The 20,895-nt window shown below is 65.1% G+C and carries 23 protein-coding genes and 1 pseudogene; 9 read left to right on the top strand and 15 right to left on the bottom strand.

The window, feature by feature from the left end:
- Nucleotides 1-16 precede the first annotated feature (16 nt).
- From AC1DYS_RS11280 to AC1DYS_RS11265, 4 genes are all read right to left on the bottom strand, one after another.
- The gene (locus AC1DYS_RS11280) at nucleotides 17-535 is read right to left on the bottom strand and encodes a hypothetical protein (RefSeq protein WP_477898990.1); all 519 of its coding nucleotides are present in this window, start codon (nucleotides 533-535) and stop codon (nucleotides 17-19) included.
- Nucleotides 536-1,058: 523 nt separating this feature from the next.
- On the bottom strand, nucleotides 1,059-1,214 hold the full coding sequence (locus AC1DYS_RS11275) for a hypothetical protein (RefSeq protein WP_477898988.1): 156 nt from the start codon (nucleotides 1,212-1,214) through the stop codon (nucleotides 1,059-1,061).
- Nucleotides 1,215-1,538: 324 nt separating this feature from the next.
- Nucleotides 1,539-1,790, bottom strand: coding sequence for a hypothetical protein (locus tag AC1DYS_RS11270; RefSeq protein WP_477898986.1), 252 nt, complete (start codon nucleotides 1,788-1,790; stop codon nucleotides 1,539-1,541).
- On the bottom strand, nucleotides 1,769-2,041 hold the full coding sequence (locus AC1DYS_RS11265) for a hypothetical protein (protein ID WP_477898984.1): 273 nt from the start codon (nucleotides 2,039-2,041) through the stop codon (nucleotides 1,769-1,771). Before AC1DYS_RS11265 ends, AC1DYS_RS11270 begins: the two co-directional genes overlap by 22 nt.
- A 389-nt stretch (nucleotides 2,042-2,430) precedes the next feature.
- Between AC1DYS_RS11265 and AC1DYS_RS11260 the strand changes: the two genes are divergently transcribed.
- Both AC1DYS_RS11260 and AC1DYS_RS11255 read left to right on the top strand, forming a co-directional pair.
- Nucleotides 2,431-4,506: a hypothetical protein gene (locus AC1DYS_RS11260; RefSeq protein ID WP_477898982.1), complete on the top strand. Its 2,076-nt coding sequence runs from the start codon at nucleotides 2,431-2,433 to the stop codon at nucleotides 4,504-4,506.
- A gap of 134 nt (nucleotides 4,507-4,640) precedes the next feature.
- Nucleotides 4,641-5,951 (top strand): YeiH family protein, encoded by a 1,311-nt coding sequence (locus tag AC1DYS_RS11255; protein ID WP_477898980.1) that lies wholly within the window; start codon nucleotides 4,641-4,643, stop codon nucleotides 5,949-5,951.
- Between the two features lie 751 nt (nucleotides 5,952-6,702).
- On the opposite strand, the gene AC1DYS_RS11250 is transcribed toward AC1DYS_RS11255, so the two are convergent.
- Nucleotides 6,703-7,197 (bottom strand): S1/P1 nuclease, encoded by a 495-nt coding sequence (locus AC1DYS_RS11250; RefSeq protein ID WP_477898978.1) that lies wholly within the window; start codon nucleotides 7,195-7,197, stop codon nucleotides 6,703-6,705.
- Nucleotides 7,198-7,242: 45 nt separating this feature from the next.
- Nucleotides 7,243-8,169, bottom strand: a complete 927-nt coding sequence (locus AC1DYS_RS11245) for a glycoside hydrolase family 62 protein (protein ID WP_490363531.1) — start codon at nucleotides 8,167-8,169, stop codon at nucleotides 7,243-7,245.
- Between the two features lie 5 nt (nucleotides 8,170-8,174).
- On the opposite strand from AC1DYS_RS11245, the gene AC1DYS_RS11240 reads away from it, so the two are divergent.
- Both AC1DYS_RS11240 and AC1DYS_RS11235 read left to right on the top strand, forming a co-directional pair.
- On the top strand, nucleotides 8,175-8,540 hold the full coding sequence (locus AC1DYS_RS11240) for a hypothetical protein (RefSeq protein WP_477899648.1): 366 nt from the start codon (nucleotides 8,175-8,177) through the stop codon (nucleotides 8,538-8,540).
- Nucleotides 8,541-8,805: 265 nt separating this feature from the next.
- Nucleotides 8,806-9,363 (top strand): annotated as a pseudogene (locus AC1DYS_RS11235) (IS3 family transposase); the annotation flags it as partial.
- Nucleotides 9,364-9,420: 57 nt separating this feature from the next.
- On the opposite strand, the gene AC1DYS_RS11230 reads toward AC1DYS_RS11235, so the two are convergent.
- On the bottom strand, nucleotides 9,421-9,789 hold the full coding sequence (locus AC1DYS_RS11230) for a hypothetical protein (RefSeq protein WP_477898976.1): 369 nt from the start codon (nucleotides 9,787-9,789) through the stop codon (nucleotides 9,421-9,423).
- A gap of 185 nt (nucleotides 9,790-9,974) precedes the next feature.
- Here AC1DYS_RS11230 and AC1DYS_RS11225 point away from each other — a divergent pair, with 185 nt between their 5' ends.
- Nucleotides 9,975-10,226 carry a type II toxin-antitoxin system ParD family antitoxin gene (locus tag AC1DYS_RS11225; RefSeq protein WP_477898974.1) on the top strand — a complete coding sequence of 84 codons (252 nt, stop codon included), beginning with the start codon at nucleotides 9,975-9,977 and terminating at the stop codon, nucleotides 10,224-10,226.
- 141 nt (nucleotides 10,227-10,367) lie between these two features.
- The gene (locus tag AC1DYS_RS11220; RefSeq protein WP_477898972.1) at nucleotides 10,368-10,532 is read left to right on the top strand and encodes a hypothetical protein; all 165 of its coding nucleotides are present in this window, start codon (nucleotides 10,368-10,370) and stop codon (nucleotides 10,530-10,532) included.
- A 105-nt stretch (nucleotides 10,533-10,637) separates the two neighbouring features.
- On the opposite strand, the gene AC1DYS_RS11215 is transcribed toward AC1DYS_RS11220, so the two are convergent.
- Nucleotides 10,638-10,949, bottom strand: a complete 312-nt coding sequence (locus AC1DYS_RS11215) for a hypothetical protein (RefSeq protein ID WP_477898970.1) — start codon at nucleotides 10,947-10,949, stop codon at nucleotides 10,638-10,640.
- 315 nt (nucleotides 10,950-11,264) lie between these two features.
- Between AC1DYS_RS11215 and AC1DYS_RS11210 the strand changes: the two genes are divergently transcribed.
- Nucleotides 11,265-11,666, top strand: coding sequence for a hypothetical protein (locus AC1DYS_RS11210; RefSeq protein ID WP_477898968.1), 402 nt, complete (start codon nucleotides 11,265-11,267; stop codon nucleotides 11,664-11,666).
- A gap of 59 nt (nucleotides 11,667-11,725) precedes the next feature.
- On the opposite strand, the gene AC1DYS_RS11205 is transcribed toward AC1DYS_RS11210, so the two are convergent.
- Complete coding sequence (locus AC1DYS_RS11205) at nucleotides 11,726-13,096, bottom strand: aspartate aminotransferase family protein (protein ID WP_477898966.1); 1,371 nt, start codon at nucleotides 13,094-13,096, stop codon at nucleotides 11,726-11,728.
- Complete coding sequence (locus tag AC1DYS_RS11200; protein WP_477898964.1) at nucleotides 13,083-13,274, bottom strand: hypothetical protein; 192 nt, start codon at nucleotides 13,272-13,274, stop codon at nucleotides 13,083-13,085. Before AC1DYS_RS11200 ends, AC1DYS_RS11205 begins: the two co-directional genes overlap by 14 nt.
- 30 nt (nucleotides 13,275-13,304) lie before the next feature.
- Between AC1DYS_RS11200 and AC1DYS_RS11195 the strand changes: the two genes are divergently transcribed.
- Nucleotides 13,305-15,305 (top strand): NAD(P)-binding protein, encoded by a 2,001-nt coding sequence (locus AC1DYS_RS11195; RefSeq protein WP_477898962.1) that lies wholly within the window; start codon nucleotides 13,305-13,307, stop codon nucleotides 15,303-15,305.
- 25 nt (nucleotides 15,306-15,330) lie between these two features.
- Nucleotides 15,331-15,864 (top strand): hypothetical protein, encoded by a 534-nt coding sequence (locus AC1DYS_RS11190; RefSeq protein WP_477898960.1) that lies wholly within the window; start codon nucleotides 15,331-15,333, stop codon nucleotides 15,862-15,864.
- A 7-nt stretch (nucleotides 15,865-15,871) separates the two neighbouring features.
- On the opposite strand, the gene AC1DYS_RS11185 is transcribed toward AC1DYS_RS11190, so the two are convergent.
- From AC1DYS_RS11185 to AC1DYS_RS11165, 5 genes are read right to left on the bottom strand one after another with little or no spacing between them, the layout of a single operon-like run.
- A complete protein-coding gene (locus AC1DYS_RS11185) occupies nucleotides 15,872-16,834 on the bottom strand; it encodes a helix-turn-helix domain-containing protein (protein ID WP_477898958.1) in 963 nt (320 codons plus the stop codon).
- A 16-nt stretch (nucleotides 16,835-16,850) separates the two neighbouring features.
- Nucleotides 16,851-17,420, bottom strand: coding sequence for a cytochrome b (locus AC1DYS_RS11180; protein ID WP_477898956.1), 570 nt, complete (start codon nucleotides 17,418-17,420; stop codon nucleotides 16,851-16,853).
- Between the two features lie 44 nt (nucleotides 17,421-17,464).
- Nucleotides 17,465-18,763, bottom strand: a complete 1,299-nt coding sequence (locus AC1DYS_RS11175) for a D-amino acid dehydrogenase (protein WP_477898954.1) — start codon at nucleotides 18,761-18,763, stop codon at nucleotides 17,465-17,467.
- Nucleotides 18,760-19,857, bottom strand: a complete 1,098-nt coding sequence (gene alr, locus AC1DYS_RS11170) for an alanine racemase (protein WP_477898952.1) — start codon at nucleotides 19,855-19,857, stop codon at nucleotides 18,760-18,762. Before alr ends, AC1DYS_RS11175 begins: the two co-directional genes overlap by 4 nt.
- A 32-nt stretch (nucleotides 19,858-19,889) precedes the next feature.
- Nucleotides 19,890-20,891 carry a WD40/YVTN/BNR-like repeat-containing protein gene (locus AC1DYS_RS11165; protein WP_477898950.1) on the bottom strand — a complete coding sequence of 334 codons (1,002 nt, stop codon included), beginning with the start codon at nucleotides 20,889-20,891 and terminating at the stop codon, nucleotides 19,890-19,892.
- Between the last annotated feature and the right edge of the window lie 4 nt (nucleotides 20,892-20,895).

The raw sequence follows: 20,895 nt of genomic DNA, 5'->3' as shown, positions 1-20,895 counted from the left end.
CCGATGCGGCAAGCCGTCAGCGTGCGAAGCTCAGGTCGGGGAGCAGGTTGTACGGTGGCGTCGGGGCTTGGTCGGGCGGAAGAAATGGCGGCGCGGGCAAGCCAAGCGGCTTCAACGAGGCGATGTACGTGTACATCGCGACCAGATCTTCATCGGACGTCTCGCGGAAGCTCCACCACGGCATGGGTGCACGTGGCCGCGAGTTTCTTGCGGCGACCAGCCACGCCTCCAAGGGCATGGATTGAACGTACAGCCGCAGGTTGGGCGCGTACACCGTACCGGCCTTGCTGCGCCACCCCACCGAGTTGCCCTGAAGCCATTTCGCCTCGGGAACTTCGCCCGATTTGGCGGCATAGCCCTCGGTGTGGCAGTTGTTGCAGTGCCCCGTCACGACCATGTACTTGCCGCGTTCGAGCAGGCCGCTGCCGTCAGTGCGCGGAGGTGCCTGATTCTCGGCAGGAGCCGCCGAGGCGACCCCAAAGGCGAAGAGCGCTACGCCTATCAGGAGGATCCGGAACGGCTTGTGCGTACGCATGAAAGGTCCTTCCACGAAGACTGGTGGCTACATCTGCCAAAGGCAGCATCTGTACTTACTAGTACAAGAAAACCATGGGAATCAAGACATCTACGGCAAGACCCCGGCCGCTCTCCATGACCGCTTTCTCATCGCAACAGCCGGATTAGCACCAGGGCAACTGCGTGGATGGCTATCGCAGCCATGAGGAAGCGAGCCGCGGGACGTAGGCTCGAACGCCCTACCGGACCGGTTCCCCGCGGCACAAATCCGGTTCGTTCGAGAAGTGCGAAGACCTCGTCGCTGCCGCCGCCACAGGAGAAGGTCATCTCGCGTGGATAGTCTGCCCGGTTGTGCACGATGCGCACGCCTGCGTCGAGCCAGAGCGGCTCTCGGCGCTCGATGGAGACCACTTCGTCGGGGGCGAAGGTGTAGGTGCTGAAGCACCGTACGAAGAGACGATCTCCGTCAATGCCGAGTAGATCGGCACCACGTCGCCTCCCGAAGCCTACTCTGACGTCGCCGCTGAGGCTGAGCCGCGTCTTCAAACGAAGAACACCACAGCCATCAGTCCGGCCATGGCGAACGGAACGAGGCTCAGCATGCGCAACTGCCGCGCCTTCTGGGGCTGCTTCTGTGCCTGGATAAGTGCGAGTGTCCCGGCGCAGACACCGGTGATGATGGAGATCGCTGCCAGCATGGTCGTCCTTTCGATGGGGTTTGCACAATGAGGAAGCGGTCAGCAACCCCTCCCCTCCATACGAACGTTGCCGAACGCTTGAAATGGACATCCGACTGGCGTGTCATGCTTGGCGAGGACGCGAGCAACTCAATGCCGAGGTTCGCCGACTGAGCTGGGCGAACGAGCCGCCCGGTGGCGCGCCCGCTGCGGCTGTGCAAGAAAGATCGAGTTCGCCTTGACCGGGGATGCAGATTCAGAGGACGGGACGTGCTCGGCCAGCCGTCAACTCGTCCATCCCATTGTTGCGCTTTGCGCTCGCCGATGGCGAGTGTCGTCACCCGGTCACACGCCCTCGATCACGCTGTTGTCGAAGCACTGAAGAAAACCGTCCCACCGATCGTCGTGAAGCTCGTGCTCGACGAAATTGCCATTCGTGTACTCGCTGATCGTGCGGCGCCAAAAGGCCTGAGCTGGATAGTTGAGCGGCATTTGGCCGATTTCCCACTTCCCTCGGAACTGATCGAAGATGGCGCAGGCGCCCTGGGTACCGACGCCAACTCGGCTATAGCGCTTCATGACGAAGAACTGGCCCATCCAGAATCGTTCCCTGGCAAGCTGACATCCGGGTCGACCAAGCCGAAACCGGCGTAGTCACCGTCGACCAAGAAGAGGAACGCGCGGAGGCGTGGATTGCGAAGGTAGCGGTCCACCGCGAAGCCGTACTCACCATGGGCATTCAGCGCCTGAGGCCAGATCTCCGACATGTCGTACTGATATAGCTCGAGAAGTCGGGAGAGGACCGTCTTGTCCTGCCACACAGCGGTTCGGATCACGATGTCGGGCATGGCTGATTCTGACGCAGCTTGGCACGGTCGATTCGCTCTTGAGCGATTGCGAGAAGACGCGCCTGATCTTCACAGCTGCCTTGCGCGGCCAAACGGAAGCAAGGCGTCGGTCAATTTATTTTCGCCAAAGTGGCCGCATCTGCCTCAGCATCGCGTTACAGAAGACAGGAAGCTCTCGTCATGAAGATGCAGGGCTCCATCCCTTTCTTCAGGAGACGCGATGTGTACCCGCACCCTGCCCTCGCCTCTTTGCGGCCGTTCGTCTGCGCACCGCTCTTGCCCGTGCTGCCTCCCCGATCCGTGCGGTGATCGTCGGCGTCACCGCCAACCAGCCGGCGGGCTTCATGGTGGCCGGTCGTCGTGACCGTGCCTGATGCAGTGAACCACCCGTGAACTCGCTCAACTGCCTTCACCTGCTGACAGTCGCGTCGCTGCTCGCCGCAGGTGTGGCACCAGCCGCGACGCCGCCAGACCACCCGCCCGTGGTGACGCTTCAGACGCGCGTCATCGCGACCGGGCTTCATCGAGCTTTCGGTATCCGCCAGGTCGGCCGCTTCCACAGCGGTGGGCCCTTCACGTCGAACGCGGAGTTCCTGCTCCAGACGCAGGCCGGGCGCGTGCTCGATCCTGAGCGCTTGCTGATCGCGGTCGATGACAACTTCGGAGCGACACCCGGCAACGCGTCGCATGCGGTTGGCGCGTTGCTGTCCATCGACCCGCGGGCGGCCAGCGATGCGCATCCGCTCGTGGTACCGGCAGATCTCGCAACGAGGGCTCCCATCCAAGGCACCGCCGTGATGCTCTACAGCGCGCAGTCCTCGCGTTTCATGAATCGGCAACACAACGGCAGCGCACGCACGGCCGAACTCGCAGGCGTGTCGGGGCCGCGTTATGTTTCGGTCAACAACGCCTTCGGCCGCCCCTGGATCGCCAATGCGCCGCTCGGCCTGCGAGGCGCGGGGAGCGAGAGCGTGCTCGACCCTGACGGAGCGCCGCTGGCCAACGCGCCGAGCGACGACGCCGGCGGCGTGTTCTTCGGGACTGAGACCAGCCGATCGAGCACGCCACGAGCCGTGCGCACGGGGTGGTTCGCGTCGCTGATGAACCGGCAGCAAAGCGGCCAACTCACACCCGGCTCCATGGACAACGGTGCCTTGGGCACGGCGCTCCTGGGCGCGTCGCCCGACGGCAGCGGCTTCGCCGTGTTCGCGGTCGTGACCGGCAGCGGCGCGATCGTGCAGGTCCACGTTCAGGACGGTGTCGACGGGCTGGCACCGCCCGGCACCATCGACGTCGGCCACGATGACCCCGGCGTCATCGGCATTGCCTTCAAATGGAACCCGGACCGCGCACTCTTCGTCGTCGACGGTGGGCGCGACCGCATTGCGGTGCTGCACCTCACAGACGACACGCGCCATTTCAAGCTGGCGCGCACCAGCCACATCCAATCGCCATGGCTTCACCGTCCCACCGACCTCGCTGCTTGCATCCCTGAAATCGCGAACCCGCGCTTCGCGAGCCACACCACGCTCGCGGGCGGCTCCGACCTGTACGTAGTCAACCGCGGCGATGGTTCGCTGCTGCGCATGCGGCAGGACGGCACCGTGCTGGCACGCGCCGTGATCGCGTGGCCCGACGGACGCCCGGTCGGCGTCGATAGCTTGCGCTCCATCGCGGTATCGGCGGACGCGCAGCGCATCTGGCTGACAGCCCAGGCGACAGACGGTGCAGGCAGCGTGCTGCTCGAGACCAGCGCCTTCGATGCCGACGGCACCTTCGCCGCTCCCGCTCGCATCGCAACGACGACGGCACCCGCCAACACCACGACTGCCGGTGCGCGCCTCTTCGCCACCACCTTCACGCCGGCCAACGGACTGGGCCCACGCTTCAACGCCACCTCTTGCGTGGCTTGCCACCCCGGGCCTGGTGGCGCGAGTTCACTCGAAGAACACTTCGCGCGGCGCGTGGCCCGCATGGAACCAGGTAGCGGACGCATTCTTCGCGTCGACGGACAAACAAGTAGCTTCGCGCAGCGGCACGCCGTCGCTTCCTTGCTCGAACGCGATGGTCCGATCGGCGGGATGCCACGCGCGGCCAACGTCGTGTCGCTGCGAATGCCGCTGGTGCTGTCGGTGGCGGGCCGCCTTGACGAAATCGACGACGCCGCGATCGAAGCCGAGGCGGTCAGCAAGGGCGACGGGATCAAGGGCCGCGTCCACCGTGTCGTCGCGGCGGACGGCACGCGGCGTGTCGGCCGCTACGGTTGGAAGGCCGACATTGCGCGACTCGACGACATGGTGGCCGAAGCACTGCGCCATGAGATGGGCATCACAAGCGCGTTGGGGCTGAACCCTGTTGCGGACGCCAAGGACGATGGGACGATGGTGCGGGCGCTCTCGGCGTACATCCGCACGCTCGACGCGGTCCCGCCCGCCTCGCTGGCTGCCAATGGGGCACGGCGATGACCACGACGCTGCGCTTGCCGCAGATCGGCCTCTCCTTGCGCAGTCGCTGGCCCGGCGTCGCCATCGCCGCGGCAGGCGGTATGGCCGCGGCCTGGATCGCCGGTGGGCTGGGCGACCCGCTGGCACGCAACCCGGTGCTCGTCGCGATGATCTTCGGCCTGGCACTCGGTGCTGTGTTTGGATGTCCAGCGTCGTTGCGTCCGGGGCTGGACTTCACGAAGCGCTACCTGCTGCGCCTCGGCGTGATCCTGCTCGGCTTTCGCATCACGGTGGTGTTGTTGAGCGACCTGGGGCTGGTGCCGATCACGGTGGCGGCTCTTGAGTTGGTGACGGTGCTGGTACTTGTGCGCTGGGTGGCCATTCGCTTCTTCAAGCTTGACCCGCATCTCGCGTTGCTCGTAGCCGTCGGATCGTCGGTGTGCGGGGCGGCCGCGATCCTTTCTGTAGCGTCGATGGAAAAGGAGCGCGAGCCCCATGCCGGCGTCGCCATTGCCTTGATCACGATCGCGGGGACAGTCGCGCTGCTGCTGCTCCCCATCGCCTTTCTGGAGGGCTGGCTGCCGGGGCTTGATGAACGAGGGTTCGGCGTTGCGGTGGGCGCCAGCATCTTCGAACTTGCCCAGGTGTACGGTGCCTCGTTCGCCGTTTCCGAAGGGGCGCTGAACACGGCGACGCTCGTCAAGCTGAGCAAGGTCGTGATGCTGATTCCGTTGCTGCTCGTTCTGGGCACACGCCGCCGCGTCGATGCCTCGGCGCAGACAAGGCGCCGGATCCCCGTGCCGTGGTTCGTGGTGGCCTTCCTGGGCGTACTGCTGTTCAACTCGGTCGTGACCGTGCACCCGCAGGTGCGCGCCGCCATCCTGCAAGGCGACCAGTTCTTGTTTCTGATGGTGATGATTGCACTCGGACTCACCACACCGCTGGCGCAGCTGCTTGGGCGCGGTGCGATGCAACTGATCGGCGCAGGCGCGTTCGCGCTGGTGCTGTCCACCGGCGTGGCCTACGGCCTCGTCCTGATGAGCCACACGTCCATGGCAACCGAAGCGACCTTGCCGCTCGGCAGCGTCCACGCCAGCCCCGACCGGTTGGCGACAGTGGGGCACGGGGCACGGCTCTTCAATGCCGTGGGCTGTGCCAAGTGCCATGTGCCGACATTGCGGGGTGCCACGGGTGAGGTGCCCGTTTACTCCGACCTGCTGCTGCACGACATGGGGCCGAGCCTGGACGACAAGATCGTGCAGGGCGATGCGACCGGGGCCGATTGGCGCACGGCCCCATTGATCGGCCTGCACCTCAAGGACCGCTTCCTGCACGACGGTCGTGCGGCCACGTTGCGCGACGCGGTACTCGACCACGGCGGCGAAGCCGAGATCGTGCGCAGGCGGTTCTTAGAGCTCGACGAGGCGGAGCAACAGGCGGTGTATCGCTTCATCGCTTCGCTTTGATGCTGAATCATCCAGCGGCTGGTCGTCACAAGGAACACATCGACCACATCCTTCGCTGAAGAGGCGTTCGAGTAGTTACTCAACGGCGAACGCTGCCGGCTCCCGCCTCTGGACACCGCAGCAACACGAGATAAGGCTCGTGAGAGCGGACGATTCCTAGAAGGGCCGGAGCAGGCCCGGCCAATGGATGTGGGACGCCGCGATGCAGTGCCGCCTCATCCGCTAAACGCGATGGTGCCCCGTGAAGTACTAGAACTCGCGCCGTCTCTCTGCGGGTCTGCTGCGAAACAGTCGCGATTTTTAGCGCACATCAGAAGCTTGTGAAGCCTGAGCCATATTCCAACTTTGGGAATATGCAAAGAAAAACGGGTTAGCACTTTCGCGCTAACCCGTTGTCTTTATTGGCGGAGCGGACGGGGCTCGATATGAAGCCCCGAAACCCCTACCAAATACTGCCCTGCGTTGTGCATCGGTGTCGCGCAAGCCTACCGTAGCCAGGGTAGCGACGCAAGCCCTCTAGTATGTGACGCGGGTTCTAAACCTCTTCACATGGCAAGCGCCGAAGCATCGTCTGGATGTATTGGGAAGTACCGCAACACTTCCCCAGCCGCCTCGCGAATCCACTCGTTCTCCAACATTGCTTCCATCCGTTTTTTTTGTGAAGCAATTCTTCCTGTGGACGGTGGCTCCGAAAATCCCTCCTGCGACGGCCGGCCAACGGGGGGTGTCGTGATCACTCTTCCGGGTACTTTTAGCGCGCCGCGAGCACTCCATTGAGGAGTGCTGCGAGCCGTCGACTCGCGGACGACAGACGCTCTTTCAACGCCGGTGCTGCGCTCCTCGCGTAGTCCGCGTCGATCTTGTGCCCGGTTGGGTAGAAGCCCTCCGCGGCGACGACGCGGCACGACTCTTCAGCCCACCGGGCTGGTGCGGCATCGGCGACCTTGTTCGGCATTGCCTTCAGTTCTGCCAGCAAAGCCTGAGCGCCACCCGGCCAGTTTTCGATGAGCCGGCTGTCCCACAGCGCATGCAAGTTGGTTCCGCGTCCGAAGGCCTGCACCTGGTACGTGTTGCCGCCTTTGTCATCGGCGTAGCCGGCATGCAATGGCTGGTGCACGTCAGCCACGAAGTGCACGACGTATTTGAGCGCCTTGAGCTTCTCCGCATCGGTGGCAGACGAGGCCAGCACCCTCGCCTGCCGCTCGATCGCGCCGACGACGCAATGGCCGTCTGGACAGTCGCGCACGGCTTCGTACTTGCAGCCAGAGTCACGCGGCAGGTTCCCCTCGTACTAGCGCTGCAGGGTCAGCACACCCGGCCGGTAGGGCAGGATGCCGTAGTCCATGCCGTCGGTTCTGGGGTCGCGCCCCTGGTAGAGGAACTGCAGGTTGCAGGGGTCGATGGTCTTGGTCTGGTCGGGGTTGGTGCGAACCACATCGCCGTGGCTGATGTCTTTGGTCCAGGCCGTCGCGCCGCTGCCGCTGTTGGCACTGCCGGCGAAGGGGTTGCTCTGGGTGTCGGCCTGCGGTGTCCACGTGCCGTCGAGGCTGGTGGCCGTGAACGAGCGGAAGAAGCGGCCGCGCCAGTCCTGCGCCTCGACAATCATGAGGTACTGGTTCTGACCTTGGACCTTGTAGACCTCAACCGCCTCGAACAGGTTGGCCGCCGTGTCGCTCATGATCTTCGTGTACGACGTACCGAAGCTGCTCGGGAAGTCGGCGATGGGCATGCTGGCGCGGTAGATGCTGCCGCGGTCGTCGGCAAAGAACAGGTACATGTTTCTGTCGTCGGCGATGAGCGTCTGGTCGATGGGGGCCCCAGGCTCGGGGATGGTGCCTGCGAACAGCTGCTTCTGCGGGCCCCAGCCGTTGGGGTTGGTGGGGTCGTTCGAGGTGCGGTAGGAGAAAGCGTCCGGCCACCCCCCCCACTGGTAGGCGAGCACCCAGGTGTTCTTCGGGGCGAAGTAGAACAGCGTCGGCGCGATGGCGGCGAAGGACAGTTTGTGCTGGGTGGCCGAGGCCATGTCGGACCAGTTCGTGAAGGGGCTGAAGGTCGTCGCCTCCCAGGCCCCCTTGTCACCGGCGATGGTGTTGTGCGTCGTGGCATAGACCACATGCTGTCCGTTGTAGACGACGTTGGTGAAGTCCTTGAGCGATACCCACCCCGCCTTCGGTTCCGCCAGGGGGCCAGTCGAGGTCCAGTTGTACGTCGACGGCAGCGTGCATGTGCCGCCAGCCGGTGCCGGTGCCGGTGCCGGTGCAGGTGCAGGTGCAGGTGCAGGTGCAGGTGCAGGTGCAGGTGCAGGTGCAGGTGCAGGTGCAGGTGCAGGTGCCGGTGCAGGTGCAGGTGCAGGTGCAGGTGCAGGTGCGGGTGCGGGTGCGGGTGCAGGTGCAGGTGCAGGTGCGGGTGCGGGTGCGGGTGCCGGTGCGGGTGCCGGTGCGGGTGCCGGTGCCGGTGCCGGTGCCGGTGCAGGTGCAGGTGCAGGTGCAGAAGCGACCGGTGGCGCTGCGGCGCTCGAGTCGTTGCTTCCCCCGCAGGCAGACAGCACCAGTGAGCACAGCAGTGCGCTTATCGCAGTGGGGCGTGTAGGGCGTTGGTTTGGCATGCTCATCGTGAAGTTCCTATGCGTCAAAGTGCGGCGCGTACATGTCGTTCGACTTGCGACGCTCTCGTTTCCCCGGCGCGATTGTGTGGGGCGCCACATGGGGCGAAATTGATCAAACTGTGACGAACCGACGAAAGCCACGTGCAGCGTTGGCACGGCGAGACGCCATGCAACAGGATGCAAATTCACGCCACATCGATTGATACCGAATCGATACGGCGCACGGCTGACCAGGTCACAAACTTCCTGGTTTCAGACAACGTGCTGGCCCGACGCTTCAACCCGAGTGGCCCCAACCAGGCCTGGGTGAGCGACATCACGTACATCCGCACGCGCAGTGGCTGGCTGTACCTGGCGGTGGTGCTGGACCTGTACGCCCGCAAGGTCGTGGGCTGGGCGATGGCGCCAAGCATGCATGCCGAGTTGGTGTGCGCGGCACTGCAATTGGCTATCGCGCAGCGCCAACCTGCGCCAGGATTGATTGTTCACTCCGACCGTGGCAGCCAATACGCCAGCGCACTGCATCAGGCTGTGCTGGCTCGTCACGGACTGGTGGGCAGCATGAGCCGCAAGGGGAACTGCTGGGACAACGCGGTGATGGAGCGCTTCTTCCTGAGCCTCAAGACGGACCGGGTCTGGCAGCGCGACTACGCCAACCACGCCGAGGCCATGACCGACATCGCCGACCACATCGTGGGCTTCTACAACAGCGTGCGGCTGCACTCCAAACTGGGCAACTTGCCACCCGATGCCTTCGAGCAGCAATCGGCAATCAATCAACCTATCGCTGTGTCCGAAAAAACTTGACCAGGACAATGAAGTAGCGCTCGGCCAACCTCATTGGTATCCGATCCACTCGGCCACTTAGATCCTCGGAGTAGTTGTCAAATTCGATGAATGCCTAAAGAATTTGATTACGAAATTAGGTTCAGTCAAGAAATCGACTAGAAGTGCCAGGCACCCCATGCGGTGCCGCGACTGTTCCGGGCGCACAAGCCACCCCCGCGGCATCCGCTGAAGTGCAAGCCCGACGAGCGCCCACAACATGACGCCTCCCATCACCGTCGCAATACCGACAGCGTGACGCAGCAACAAGACGCCGATGACCGTCCACAACAGCGCGTTCACGAGGGCCATGGCGCGGCGTCCACGCCAGTACGGCGCTTCCGGGCTCGGCTCACGCGCAATGAATATCCACATCATCGTCTCGTGCAGTTGAAACACAGCGTCCATGGGCACCGCTGCAGCTTTGCACCCCTTCACTCAGCCGCCAAGATCTCTTACCGTGCGAGATGAACTCGGATGTCTCGCTGGCCCGCCTGCACTGCGAACGCCAATCGCGATCACACTCGCGCTGATGACCCATCTCTCCAAACCCCTCTTGACAACTATTGATAGTGCGAGAGAACCTTCTGATCATGAGCACCAACACCATGAGCTTTGCTCTGCCCGAGGCAATGCGCAGCTACGTTGACCAGCGCGTACGCTCCGGCCAGTACCGGAACACCAGCGAATACCTGCGTGAACTGATCCGGCGCGATCAGGAGGAGCAGGCCAAGAGGCGGCTGCGCGACCTTGTCGAGGAAGGCCTGAATTCCGGCCCTGGCCAGGCGCTCACCCCCCAGCGGACCGCCCAACTGAAGCAGCAGGCTCTGGGCAAGCTGCGTTGAAGCGCGCCCACCTGCGACCGAGGGCGGAGGCGGACCTCGTTCGCCGCGAGGCACTATGCATCAGAAGGCAGTGTCGAGCTTGCCGAACGCATGTTCGATGCGGCGATCGCAGCACTCCAACCGATCGAACGCATGCCCAGCATGGGGTCACCTCGTCTCGATGCGTTGTGCGAAATCCCGGGCCTGCGTTCCTGGCGAGTCACCGGTTTCCCGATGCAATGGCTGTACTTCGAAGGCGACGAGCACCTCGATGTCGTACGCGTGCTCGGTGACCGCCAGGACATCATTGCCATCCTGAGCGACTGACAAGCGATCTTGCCAAGCATAAAAACCCGAGCAAGTGCCCGAGCTCGTGACTGGCTTGTCGCCGACGGGCGCCGGCCCCCAAAGTGAAGCTGTGGACTTCCAGACCTACCCGGCGCTCGTCATCATGATCTTGAGGATGGCCCCCAAGACGAGCAACGCCAGCATCACCTTCGCCAAGCGCCAGGTCGTGAAGTGGTAGCGGCTGTTCGCCCACCACGCCCTCGACATGCGATGAAGTGCAAGCCCAACGAGCGCCCACAACATGACGCTGCCCGTCACCGTCGCAAAGCCGACAGCGTGACGCAACAACAAGACGCCGATGAGCGGCCACAACAACGCGTCCACGAGGGCCATGGCGCGGCGTCCACGCCAGTAGGGCGCTTCCGGGCTCGGCTCACGCGCAATGAACATCCACATCATCTTCTCCTGCCAGTTGAAGCACAGCGTCTATGTGCACCGCTCTAGCTTCGCACCCCTTCACTCACCCGCCAAGATCTCTTACCGTGCGAGACGAACTCGGGTGTCTCGCCGGCCGGCTGCACTGCGAACACTGACTGCAATCGACAAGTTCCAATCAGACGTTGAAGTGCTCGCGGATCGCAGTCGACCTCGCGTGCGTCGGGATCTCCGCAACGCTCCCTCCAACGGGTTCCCGCCGAAGGGGGCCCTCGCCGAGGCGATAGCGCACATGCGCGATGAGCAGAAAATCGTTGATCCTCAGGAGGATCGACGATGGACTGGATCACCAAAGCCGCAGCCATGGCCATGGCGCTTGAACCGACGATGGATAGCGACGAGGCGCTCGACCTGGCCGATGACCTGCATCCCATCTGCGTGGATTCGATGGGACCTTCGGAAGCCGTCTACCGCTTCTTCAACGTGATGCCGCCAGGCTGGACGTCGGCACGGCCTCGCCGATGCAGAACCAGCATCTTGGCCAGGACACCCATCGGCGGCGAGTACTTCGCTCAAGGCGAAGGCGACGCACGATGGCTCCTCGCGACGTTGGCGAAGCTGCGCTCCATCTGTGCGCGCATGTCGGGCGAGACCATGGTGCCGCTCTCGTCGTCGCCAGCGGTGCCAGCCACCTCAACCAGGCGCGCCCCAGGCTCGACCACGATCACCTGGCTGTAGCTCCACAGCTTCTGGTTGTCTGCCAGGCGCTTCGGTGCTACGCGCTTGGAGGCAGCTGATCAGAGCTTGGCCAGGCCTTCGCCGAAGATGTCCAGTGCCTTGAACATCAGCTTGCGCGGGATCGTCAGCGACGGCATCACGCGCATCACGTTGGTGTAGCGGCCACACGGGATCATCAGAACACCGTGGCTGGTCAGGTGGCCCATGAGCTGGCCCAGGCGCTCGCCCTTCAGCGGCTCCTTCGTGGCCTTGTCCTCCACGAGTTCGATGCCGATCATCAGTCCCCTGCCGCGCACTTCACCCACCACAGGGCTGTTGAAGGCGCGGATGTAGTCCTGCGCTTCCTGGCCCAGCTTGTGCGCGCGGTTCAGCAGGTCGAGCTTCGGGTCCTGCAGGATCGCGATGTTGGTCAGCGCAACGGCGGCCGACACGGAGTTGGCGGCGAAGGTGTTCGGCGCGGAACCATCGGGAATCTTCGCGGCCAGGTCGGCGCGCATCACGAGGCCGGCCATCGGCACGTCGCCGCCGATGCCCTTGCCGAAGGTCAGCATGTCGGGCTGGACGCCGGAGTGTTCCACCGCCCACATCTTGCCGGTGCGCCCTGCGCCGGCCTGCACTTCGTCGACGATCAGCAGCGCGCCGCTCTTGTCGCAGGCCTTGCGCAGCAGCTGCAGGAACTCCGGCGACGGTGGGACATAGCCGCCCTCGCCCTGTACCGGCTCGACGATCACCGCGGCGACGTCGTCGGCCGCGGTGTAGGGAGTGTTGAGCAGGTAATCGACGTATTCGCCGGCAATCTGCTCCGCACTCTTGTGCGTGGTGTCGAACGGAAAGCGGTATGCGTACGGATACGGCGCATGGATCACGCCGGCCATGAAGGGCCCGAAACCCTTGCGGTAGGCGGTGCCCGTGGTCAGCGAGCCCGAGGCGTGCCACACACCGTGGTAGCCGCCGTGGAAGGCGATGATCTGGTGGCGGCCGGTGACGCGACGCGCGAACTTCACTGCTGCTTCCAGCGCGTCGCTGCCGCCTTGCGCAAAGTAGGTGATGCAGTTGCCGCGCAGGCCCTCGGGCATGATCTCCGAGAGCTTGGTGGCCAATTCGGTCCGCTTGGTGCTGTTGACCTCCATCGAGTGCATCAGCAATTCCGATTGCTCGCGCATCGCCGCCACCACACGCGGGTGGCAGCGGCCCACGCAGCTCACGCCGACGCCGGCCGACAGGTCGATGAAGGTGTTGCCGTCGGGGTCCTTGAACGTCACGCCGAAGGCGCGGTCCATGACCACGGGCATGCGGCCGCCGCCGCGCGCCATCGACTCGGTGCGCGCCGACTGGGCGAGCGCGCCAGCGGCCTTGGGTCCCGGGAATTCAGCCGAGACCATCTTCGGCGCATCGGCAAAGTTCAGAGCTTCCAGTTCAGTTTCGATCACGACGAGCCTCGTAGAGAGCGTTAGGGGTGAGCGCAATGGTGGTCGCGTCGGCGGCGCGCAGGTAGCCCGAATCGGCAGCCACTACGCCGGGCCGGACGTGGCGGCCACTGCCAAAGGTGGCTAACGCGCAGGCGTCGCCGACTTCTAAAGTTCGAACCGAGGTCCCGGTCAACTTCATGCACCGATGGATCGAACAAAGGCCAGGAAGATGAACGACTCAGACCCGAACGCGCTCCCGCGCCCTCAAGGCATCCCCGATCTGTCCGAGCGCGAAGCTGACCTGCTGGGGATGAACACCTCGATTTCCAGGCGCGACTTCGTCGGCTCGACATTGCTGGGCGCCGGTGCAGCCTTGATCACGGCGGCCGCGCCGGGCGCCATCAAGTCCGCCTCCGCCCAAACGGTCAACATGCCGATGACGGGCCTGGACGAAAGCTGGACTGGGCCCGGAGGCATCGGCGACTACGGCCGATCCAACGGCAACACGCATGCGGTGCTCAATGCGGCCCACGGCCACATTCGGAACAGGGATCTCGACACCTACCTGGACTCAGCCACCGACACCGGCGAAGTCTTCGACCTGGTGGTGGTCGGGGCCGGGATCTCGGGCTTGACGGCGGCCTACACCCACCACCGCCACCGCCCGAAGAGCCCCGTGCTGTTGCTCGATCAGCACGCGGTCTTCGGCGGCGAGGCCAAGCAGAACGAGTTCGATGTCGATGGCGTCCACTTGTGGGCGCCGCAGGGCTCCACGGGCATGGTGTTTCCCTTGAAGCGGGCGAAGGAATACAACTTCTACTCCGACTTCTACGAGCAGCTCGATTTCCCCCGCGAATTCGAGTTCCAGCAGCCACGCAACATGTCGTCGAAGACGCTGGTGCCCGGCGACATGTGGGGGCCGATGCACATCCAGTGGGAGGCGGCGGACATCGGCTACTTCTTCGAGTCCAAGGGCTTCGTCAGGAACATGTGGCGCGACGGTCTGCGCAACACGCCGTTCAGCGACAAGGAGCGCCTGGATTTCATGGCGGCGGAGCTGTTCCGCACGCCGAACCGCCGCCCCGATTGGGAACAATGGCTGGATTCGATGACCTATTCCGAGTACCTGCGCAACGAACTCGGCATCAGCTCCCCCGCGTTCGAGAAGTACATCAGCCCCGTCAGCGCCGCCATGGGATGCGGTCTCGGCGCCGACGTGATCTCCGCCTATGCGGCCTTCAACTTCATAGCGCCGGGCCCGGTGGCTCAAGGCCGTGACCTGGCCAAAGGCTATGCCGACCCGGCCGACCAGGTCTACCTGGTGACCCTGCCCGGCGGCAACGCCAGCATCGCACGCCGGCTGGTGCAGAAGATGATTCCGGGCGCGTTCAAAGGCAAGCGCCTGAGCGAGGTGCTGCTGGACCGCATCAACTTCGACGTGCTCGATCAGCCGGCCAACGCCGTGCGCATTCGCCAGTCGAGCACCGTGGTCGCGGTCAAGCACGATGGCGACCCCGCCAAGGCAAAGAAGGTGACCGTGTGGTACGAGCGGGGCGGCCGACTCTACAAGGTCAAGGCCAAGGGCGTGGTGATGGCGGGCCAGCAGCACGTCAATCGCCACATCTGCCGGGACGTTGACGACGAGTATCGGGCGGCCATGCAGACCTTCCACCACGCGCCCATTCTGACGGTCAACGTGGCGCTTCGGAACTGGCGCTTCCTGGACAAGCTGGGCATCAGTTGCGCACGCTGGTTCGAAGGATTCGGCTGGTGGACCGGACTGCGACGCAACGTGATCGTCGACGGCAAGGAGACGATGCCGCTGGACCCAAACAAGCCGGTGGTGCTGACCCAGTACAACCCTTTCCTGCTGCCGGACTTGCCGTTCCCCCAGCAATGCACGTCCGCGCGCATGCAGCTCTACGGTCTGAGCTACGCGGACATCGAAGCCGCCGTGCGCACCCAGTTCACCAAGATGTTCTCGTCCGCCGGCTTCGATGCGGCGCGTGACATCGCCGGCATCACCACCAACCGGTGGGGCCACGCCTACGTCGTCGATCCGCCGGGCTTCTTCTTCGGCAAGAACGGCAAGCCGGCACCGCGCGAGATCCTGCGCAAGCCCTTCCACCGCATCGCCTTCTCGCACTCCGAGTTGACCGGAACGCAGATGTGGGAGACCGCCGCCGACGAAGGGCAGCGCGCCGCCACCCAGCTCCTCAAGCTGACCTGACCCACCTCAACCCCATCGAGACACCATGAACAACATTCCACGACTCCTGGTGAGCCTTCTCGTCGCCGCTGCGACGCTGGACGCATCGGCCATGCCGGAGTCGAAGCAGGCTCCGGCCGACTGGCCGGCCGCCTCGTCGCCGGCGCTGCAGGGCTTCAAGAAGGCCATCCGATCCAAATACGACCTGAAGGAGCGGGCCTGGGCCGCACAGGACTCCGTCGGACTGGTCAAGGGCTTCTATTCGCCGCAGGCGTTCAGCGCCGCAGAGGGCGAACCGGACTTCTTCGCGATGGGACGCTCGCAGTTCCTGGAGCTGTACAAGACCTTTGTCGCCGACACGACCAAGGTACGGATCGAGTCGGTCCATACCTATGTGAACGGCAACATGGGCTGGGACTGGACCAACTTCTACGCCGACGTGAAGCCAGAAAAGGTGAAGGACTACCCGCCCTCGCCGGTGCGCATCTTGTTCGTGTGGGAGAAGATCAATGGCCAGTGGTTCTGCTCGGGAGACGTCGTCCTGCTCGGAACCTTCAAGACGCCCGCTGCGCCGAAGTGACCGGGCCTCAGCTGCGCGCCAGCGCGCGCTGCAGCGTCTGCGACGGCAGTTCTCCGAAGTGGGTCCGGTAGTCGCGGCTGAATCGGCTCAGGTGCCAGAAGCCGAAAGCCTCGACCGCGTCGTTCACCTTCGTGTCCCGGCCCGAGTGAAGCAGCATGCGCCGGGCGCCGTTCAGGCGCATGAGGTGCAGGTAGGACCACGGACCGATGTCGAGCACCTCGTTGAAGCTCCACTGCAGCCAGCGGCGCGACACCCCCAGTGCACGGCACAAATCAAAGATGCGCGGCGGGTCATCGGCGCGTTCGCGCATGTAGTCACGCGCCCGGCGAACCACTTCGAGGTGCGGCATCTCGCGCCGGGCAGCGGGTGGCTGGCGCAATCGTCGCAGGATCAGCGGGAACAGGATCTCGATGACCTCATCCGCGAGCCGTTGTTGCGCCCCCAGCTGGTCGCCGCGCAGCCACCCTAGCTGGCAAGCTGTCTTCACGTCGTGCAAGCGCCGCGAGACCCGCCGCGCCAGATCCGCATCGTCAAGCACGATCGGTCCTTGCGACAGCCAGTGCTCCAGATCGACGTGCCCGGTGGTCCACGCGTACTCGGTGAGCACCCGGCGATCCATGACCAGGGTGATCAGTTCGACCGGGGGGACAAGGGAGAAGAGCTCCTGCCGGGAATCGAAGGCGGTGATGCCGTCGCTCCATCGCAGGCCGTTGAACCGGCCCTGCCCCTCCATCGATCCGGCGATGCCGAAGATTGCGGTCCCGGCCGGTGCCGTTCCGCAATGGCTGGTGCTCACGTTGCGATAGGTCTCGAACAAGAGCTGGATCGCGGGCAGTTGCACGTCGACCGATTCGCCAGCCAGCGAACCGGCGGACATCTGCACGCAGTGAAGATTCCAGCCTGCGACGTGCTCCACCGACCCTTCGTCGTCGGAGAAGGATCGGACCCGGAGCGCGCCTGCTTCGTCCATGTCCGGCCCGCTGCACTTACAGCATGCGGCGTAGCACGTCGGCCTGCGCGTCCTTGTCGAGGAAGCGGTGCTTGAGGGCACCCGCCACGTGCAACACGATGAGCGCGAGCAGCGCGTACGCGAGGATGCGATGGAGCAACTGGAAAGCCTCGAACCATCGGTCGTTCTTGGGCAGCAACTCGGGAAGTTGCCCGAAGAAGAAGAACGGCACACCGTCGCTCTGAGTGAAGGTGCTGGACATCGAATAGCCCATCAGCGGCACGATGATCAAGAGAACATACAACGCGCGGTGCGCGAAGGTCGACAGCATGCGTTCCCATGGCCGCAGGCCAGCGGGCGCCGCGGGCAGGCACGCACGTGCCCGCGTGCGCAGCACGAGCTGCACCAAGCCCAGCAGCAGCGCGAGCAGGCCGAACTGCTTGTGGTTGGGATAGAGCTGCTCGAACTTCACGGGCAGATCGTCCGGCAGGTTTACCATCACCAGGCCGACGCTCAGCGTGCCGATCACCACCAGCGCCCGCAGCCAGTGGAAGACCCGCATGCTTCCGGGGTACTTCTGTGCATCATTCGGGTCGGCAGGATTCATCGTGTGTCCCTATTGAATCTGAGATCGTTGAAGCGTCTGTCGACTCAGGCTGAGGCGACCGAGTCGACGAAGCGGACCTGGGACCCAGTCGGTCCGTAGCGGTCGATCGTCAAACCCTCCGTGTCGATTTGCGGCTGCTCGCCCGACATCCAGTCCGCCAGCAGACGGCCCGTGCCCGCTGCCATTGTCCAGCCCAGGGTGCCGTGCCCGGTGGCCAGCCAAAGCCGCGGAATGGGTGTCGGCCCGATCACCGGCGTGCCGTCGGGTGTCATCGGTCGCAAGCCAGCCCAGAACTCGGCACGCGCCACGTCGCCTCCGCGTGGGAAGAGGTCCGTCACCACAAACTCCAGCGTGCGGCGCCGGGCGGCGTCGAGGTGCAGATCGAAACCCGATAGCTGCGCCGTTCCGCCCACGCGGATGCGGTCGCCCAGGCGGGTGACGGCGACCTTGTGGGTCTCGTCCATGATGGTGGAGACGGGAGCGGCCGCCGCGTCGGTGATCGGCACGGTGATCGAGTAGCCCTTGACCGGATACACCGGCAGGCGCAGACCCAGCGGCTCCAGCATGCGCGTGGAGTAGCTTCCGAGCGCCACCAGCACGCGGTCGGCCTGCAAACGCCCGATCGAGGTCTCCACCCCCACCACGCCGTGCGGGCCACCGACCAGCCGCTGTACCTGCACACCGAACCGGAAATCGACACCGTGCTGCGCAGCCAGGTTGGCCAGTGCCGTGGTGAACTTGAAGCAGTCCCCGGTCTCGTCGCCCGGAAGGCGCAAGGCACCGACGAACTTTTCGCTCACCTGGGCCAACGCCGGTTCGTGCCGTATGTAGCCGGCAGGGTCCAGCAGCTCGAACGGCACGCCGTTCTGCCGCAGCACTTCGATGTCCTTGGCCGTTGCGTCGAGCTGCTTGGCGGTGCGGAACAGCTGCAGCGTGCCCAGCGCGCGCTCGTCGTATGCCAGGCCGGTGCTGGCACGCAACTCCCTCAGGCAATCGCGGCTGTATTCGGCCAAGCGAACCATGCGGGACTTGTTGATGCGGTAGCGCTGTTCGGTGCAGTTGCGCAGCGTCGCCGCGCACCAGCGCCACATGGTCGGGTCCATCATCGGCTTGATGACCAGCGGGCTGTGGTGCATCAACAGCCATTTGATGGCCTTCAGCGGCACGCCAGGGCCGGCCCAGGGCGACGAGTAGCCCGGTGACACCTCGCCGGCATTGGCGAAGCTGGTCTCAAGCGCCGGCCCGGCCCGACGCTCCACGACGGTCACTTCGTGGCCACGCAGCGCCAGGTAGTAGGCGGCAGTCGTGCCAATCACGCCGGCGCCGAGGATGATGACCTTCATGGCGCAACCCCGTTCGTGTACTGACGCCGGTAGCGCGAGCCCAGGCTGGTCAGGATCTCGTATGCATTGGTTTCGGCCTCGGCGGCCAGCACGTTGACGTCGTGCACGTTGTCCACCACGTCGAACAAGGCGCCGGGCGCTAGCGACGACGGATCGATGTCGGTCACATCGACCGTCACCGTGTCCATCGACACGCGCCCCACCAGCGGCACCGCTACGCCGCCGAACCGCAGGTGGCTGCGGTTACTGGAGCTGCGCAAGTAGCCGTCGGCATAGCCTACCGATACGGTTGCCACGCGGGTTGCCCTGCGCGCCTGCCACGTATGGTTGTAGCCGACAGCCTCTCCGGCGGCGAGCTCGCGGCACTGGATCATGCGCGCCTGCACCCGCACCACCGGCTGCATCGGGTTCGGAAGGCCCGCCACCGGCGCAACGCCGTACAGGGCAGCCCCCGGGCGCACCAGGTCGAAGTGGTAGTCCGCGCCGAGGAAGATGCCTGACGAATTGGCCAGGCATGCCAGCGCGGCTGGCAAGCGCCCGCGCCAGAGTCGGAACAACTCGAGCTGTCGTCGGTTCACAGGATGGCCCGGCTCCTCGGCGCTGACCAGATGGCTCATGAAGAGCGTGGTCGCGATGCCCGCCAGGCCTTCGCCCGTTCCGGCCAGTCTCGCGAGCGACGCCGGAGACAGCCCCAGCCGAGCCATGCCGGTGTCGACCTGCAGCGCCGCCGGCAGTTCGCGGCCCTCCTTGCGTGCCAGGGCTTGCCAGCGGGCGACCTGGTCCGCGCTGTTCAGCACCGGCACCAACCCACGCGCCAGGCAGTCGACTTCTGCACCGGGCAGAGCTCCGTGCAGCACATGCAACCGTGCGTCGTTCGGCCATGCCTCGCCGAGCGATTCGCGCAGGCGAACACCCTCGTCGACGAGGGCGACGAAGAACTCGCGACAACCCGCCTGCAGCAAAGCCCGCACGACCGGATCCGCGCCGAGTCCATAGGCGTCGGCCTTGACCACGGCGCCGCAGCGCGCAGGCGCGGTGCGGCCCGACAAGTCCTGCCAATTCGCGACCAGCGCCCCGAGGTCGATGGTCAGCACCGCTGCAGATCGATTCATGAGTGGCGGACCCTTCAGTTCGATCCGGGCGCATCCGGGTCGGGCACGACACCCTGGCGCGACAGCAGGACCGTGCGCCCACCCGAGGTCACCGTCACGCCGGTCAGTGCGGCACGATCGCTGCGGACTTCGCTCGAGAACGTGGCACCGGCGTCGGTGCTGCGCAGCACCAGGCCGTCCAGCCCCACGGCGACCACCCTGCCCTCGTGCACCGCCATGGCCGTGATCGACGACTTGCTGTCCGTCGCGACGCGTGCCCAGTTGCGCCCGTCGTCCGCGCTTCGGTAGAGCGAGCCGCGCAGACCACCCGCCAGGAGCACGCCACCGGGCAGCGCCAGGCCCGTCCAGAACGAGCCCTTGTAGCCGGTGGCGGCGTAGGACCAGCTCGCACCGCGGTCATCGGAGCGCAACACCATGCCGCGTTCCGCTGCGGCGTAGACCCGGCCTCGATCGTCGGCGAACAGGCCGAGCAGGTTCAGGTCGGCCTTGTTGCTGCCTTCGGGCGGAGGCGGCGCCACGCTGCGCCAGTTCGCACCGGCATCATCGGTGACCAATACGAGCGACCACAGGCCGACCGCCACGCCGTTGTGCGCGTCGAAAAAGTGCACGGCGAACAACGGCCGGTCCACCTGCACATCCTTGCGCCGGAGGGCCCAGGTCTCGCCGCCGTCCCGGGTGGCGAGCACCACGCCCCAATGTCCGACCGCCCAGCCCTGTCGCTCGTCGACGAAGCTCACCGAGGTCAGGGTGACGTCCACCGGCACGTCTCGCGCCTGGCGGAAGGTTCTGCCCTGGTCATCGGACAGCATCACGACACCGCGCTCGCCGACAGCCACCATCCGCGTGCCGGCGCGGGCACTGGCCAGCAGTGCAGCCCGCGCGGCGTGAGGCACGCGCGCCGCCGGCGCCACGATGGGCTCCGTCGGCATGGCGCCATTCACCGCATCCGCACGTGCGGCGCTACACGACATCACGGCAAGGCCCGCGAGCAGCACAGTTTTCAGGAGGTGGTTCATGGCG

Source organism: Rhizobacter sp. P2_G4 (assembly GCF_056403575.1).
The sequence above is the reverse complement of the archived record's forward strand: the minus strand, read 5'-3'. Positions and strand labels throughout refer to the sequence as shown.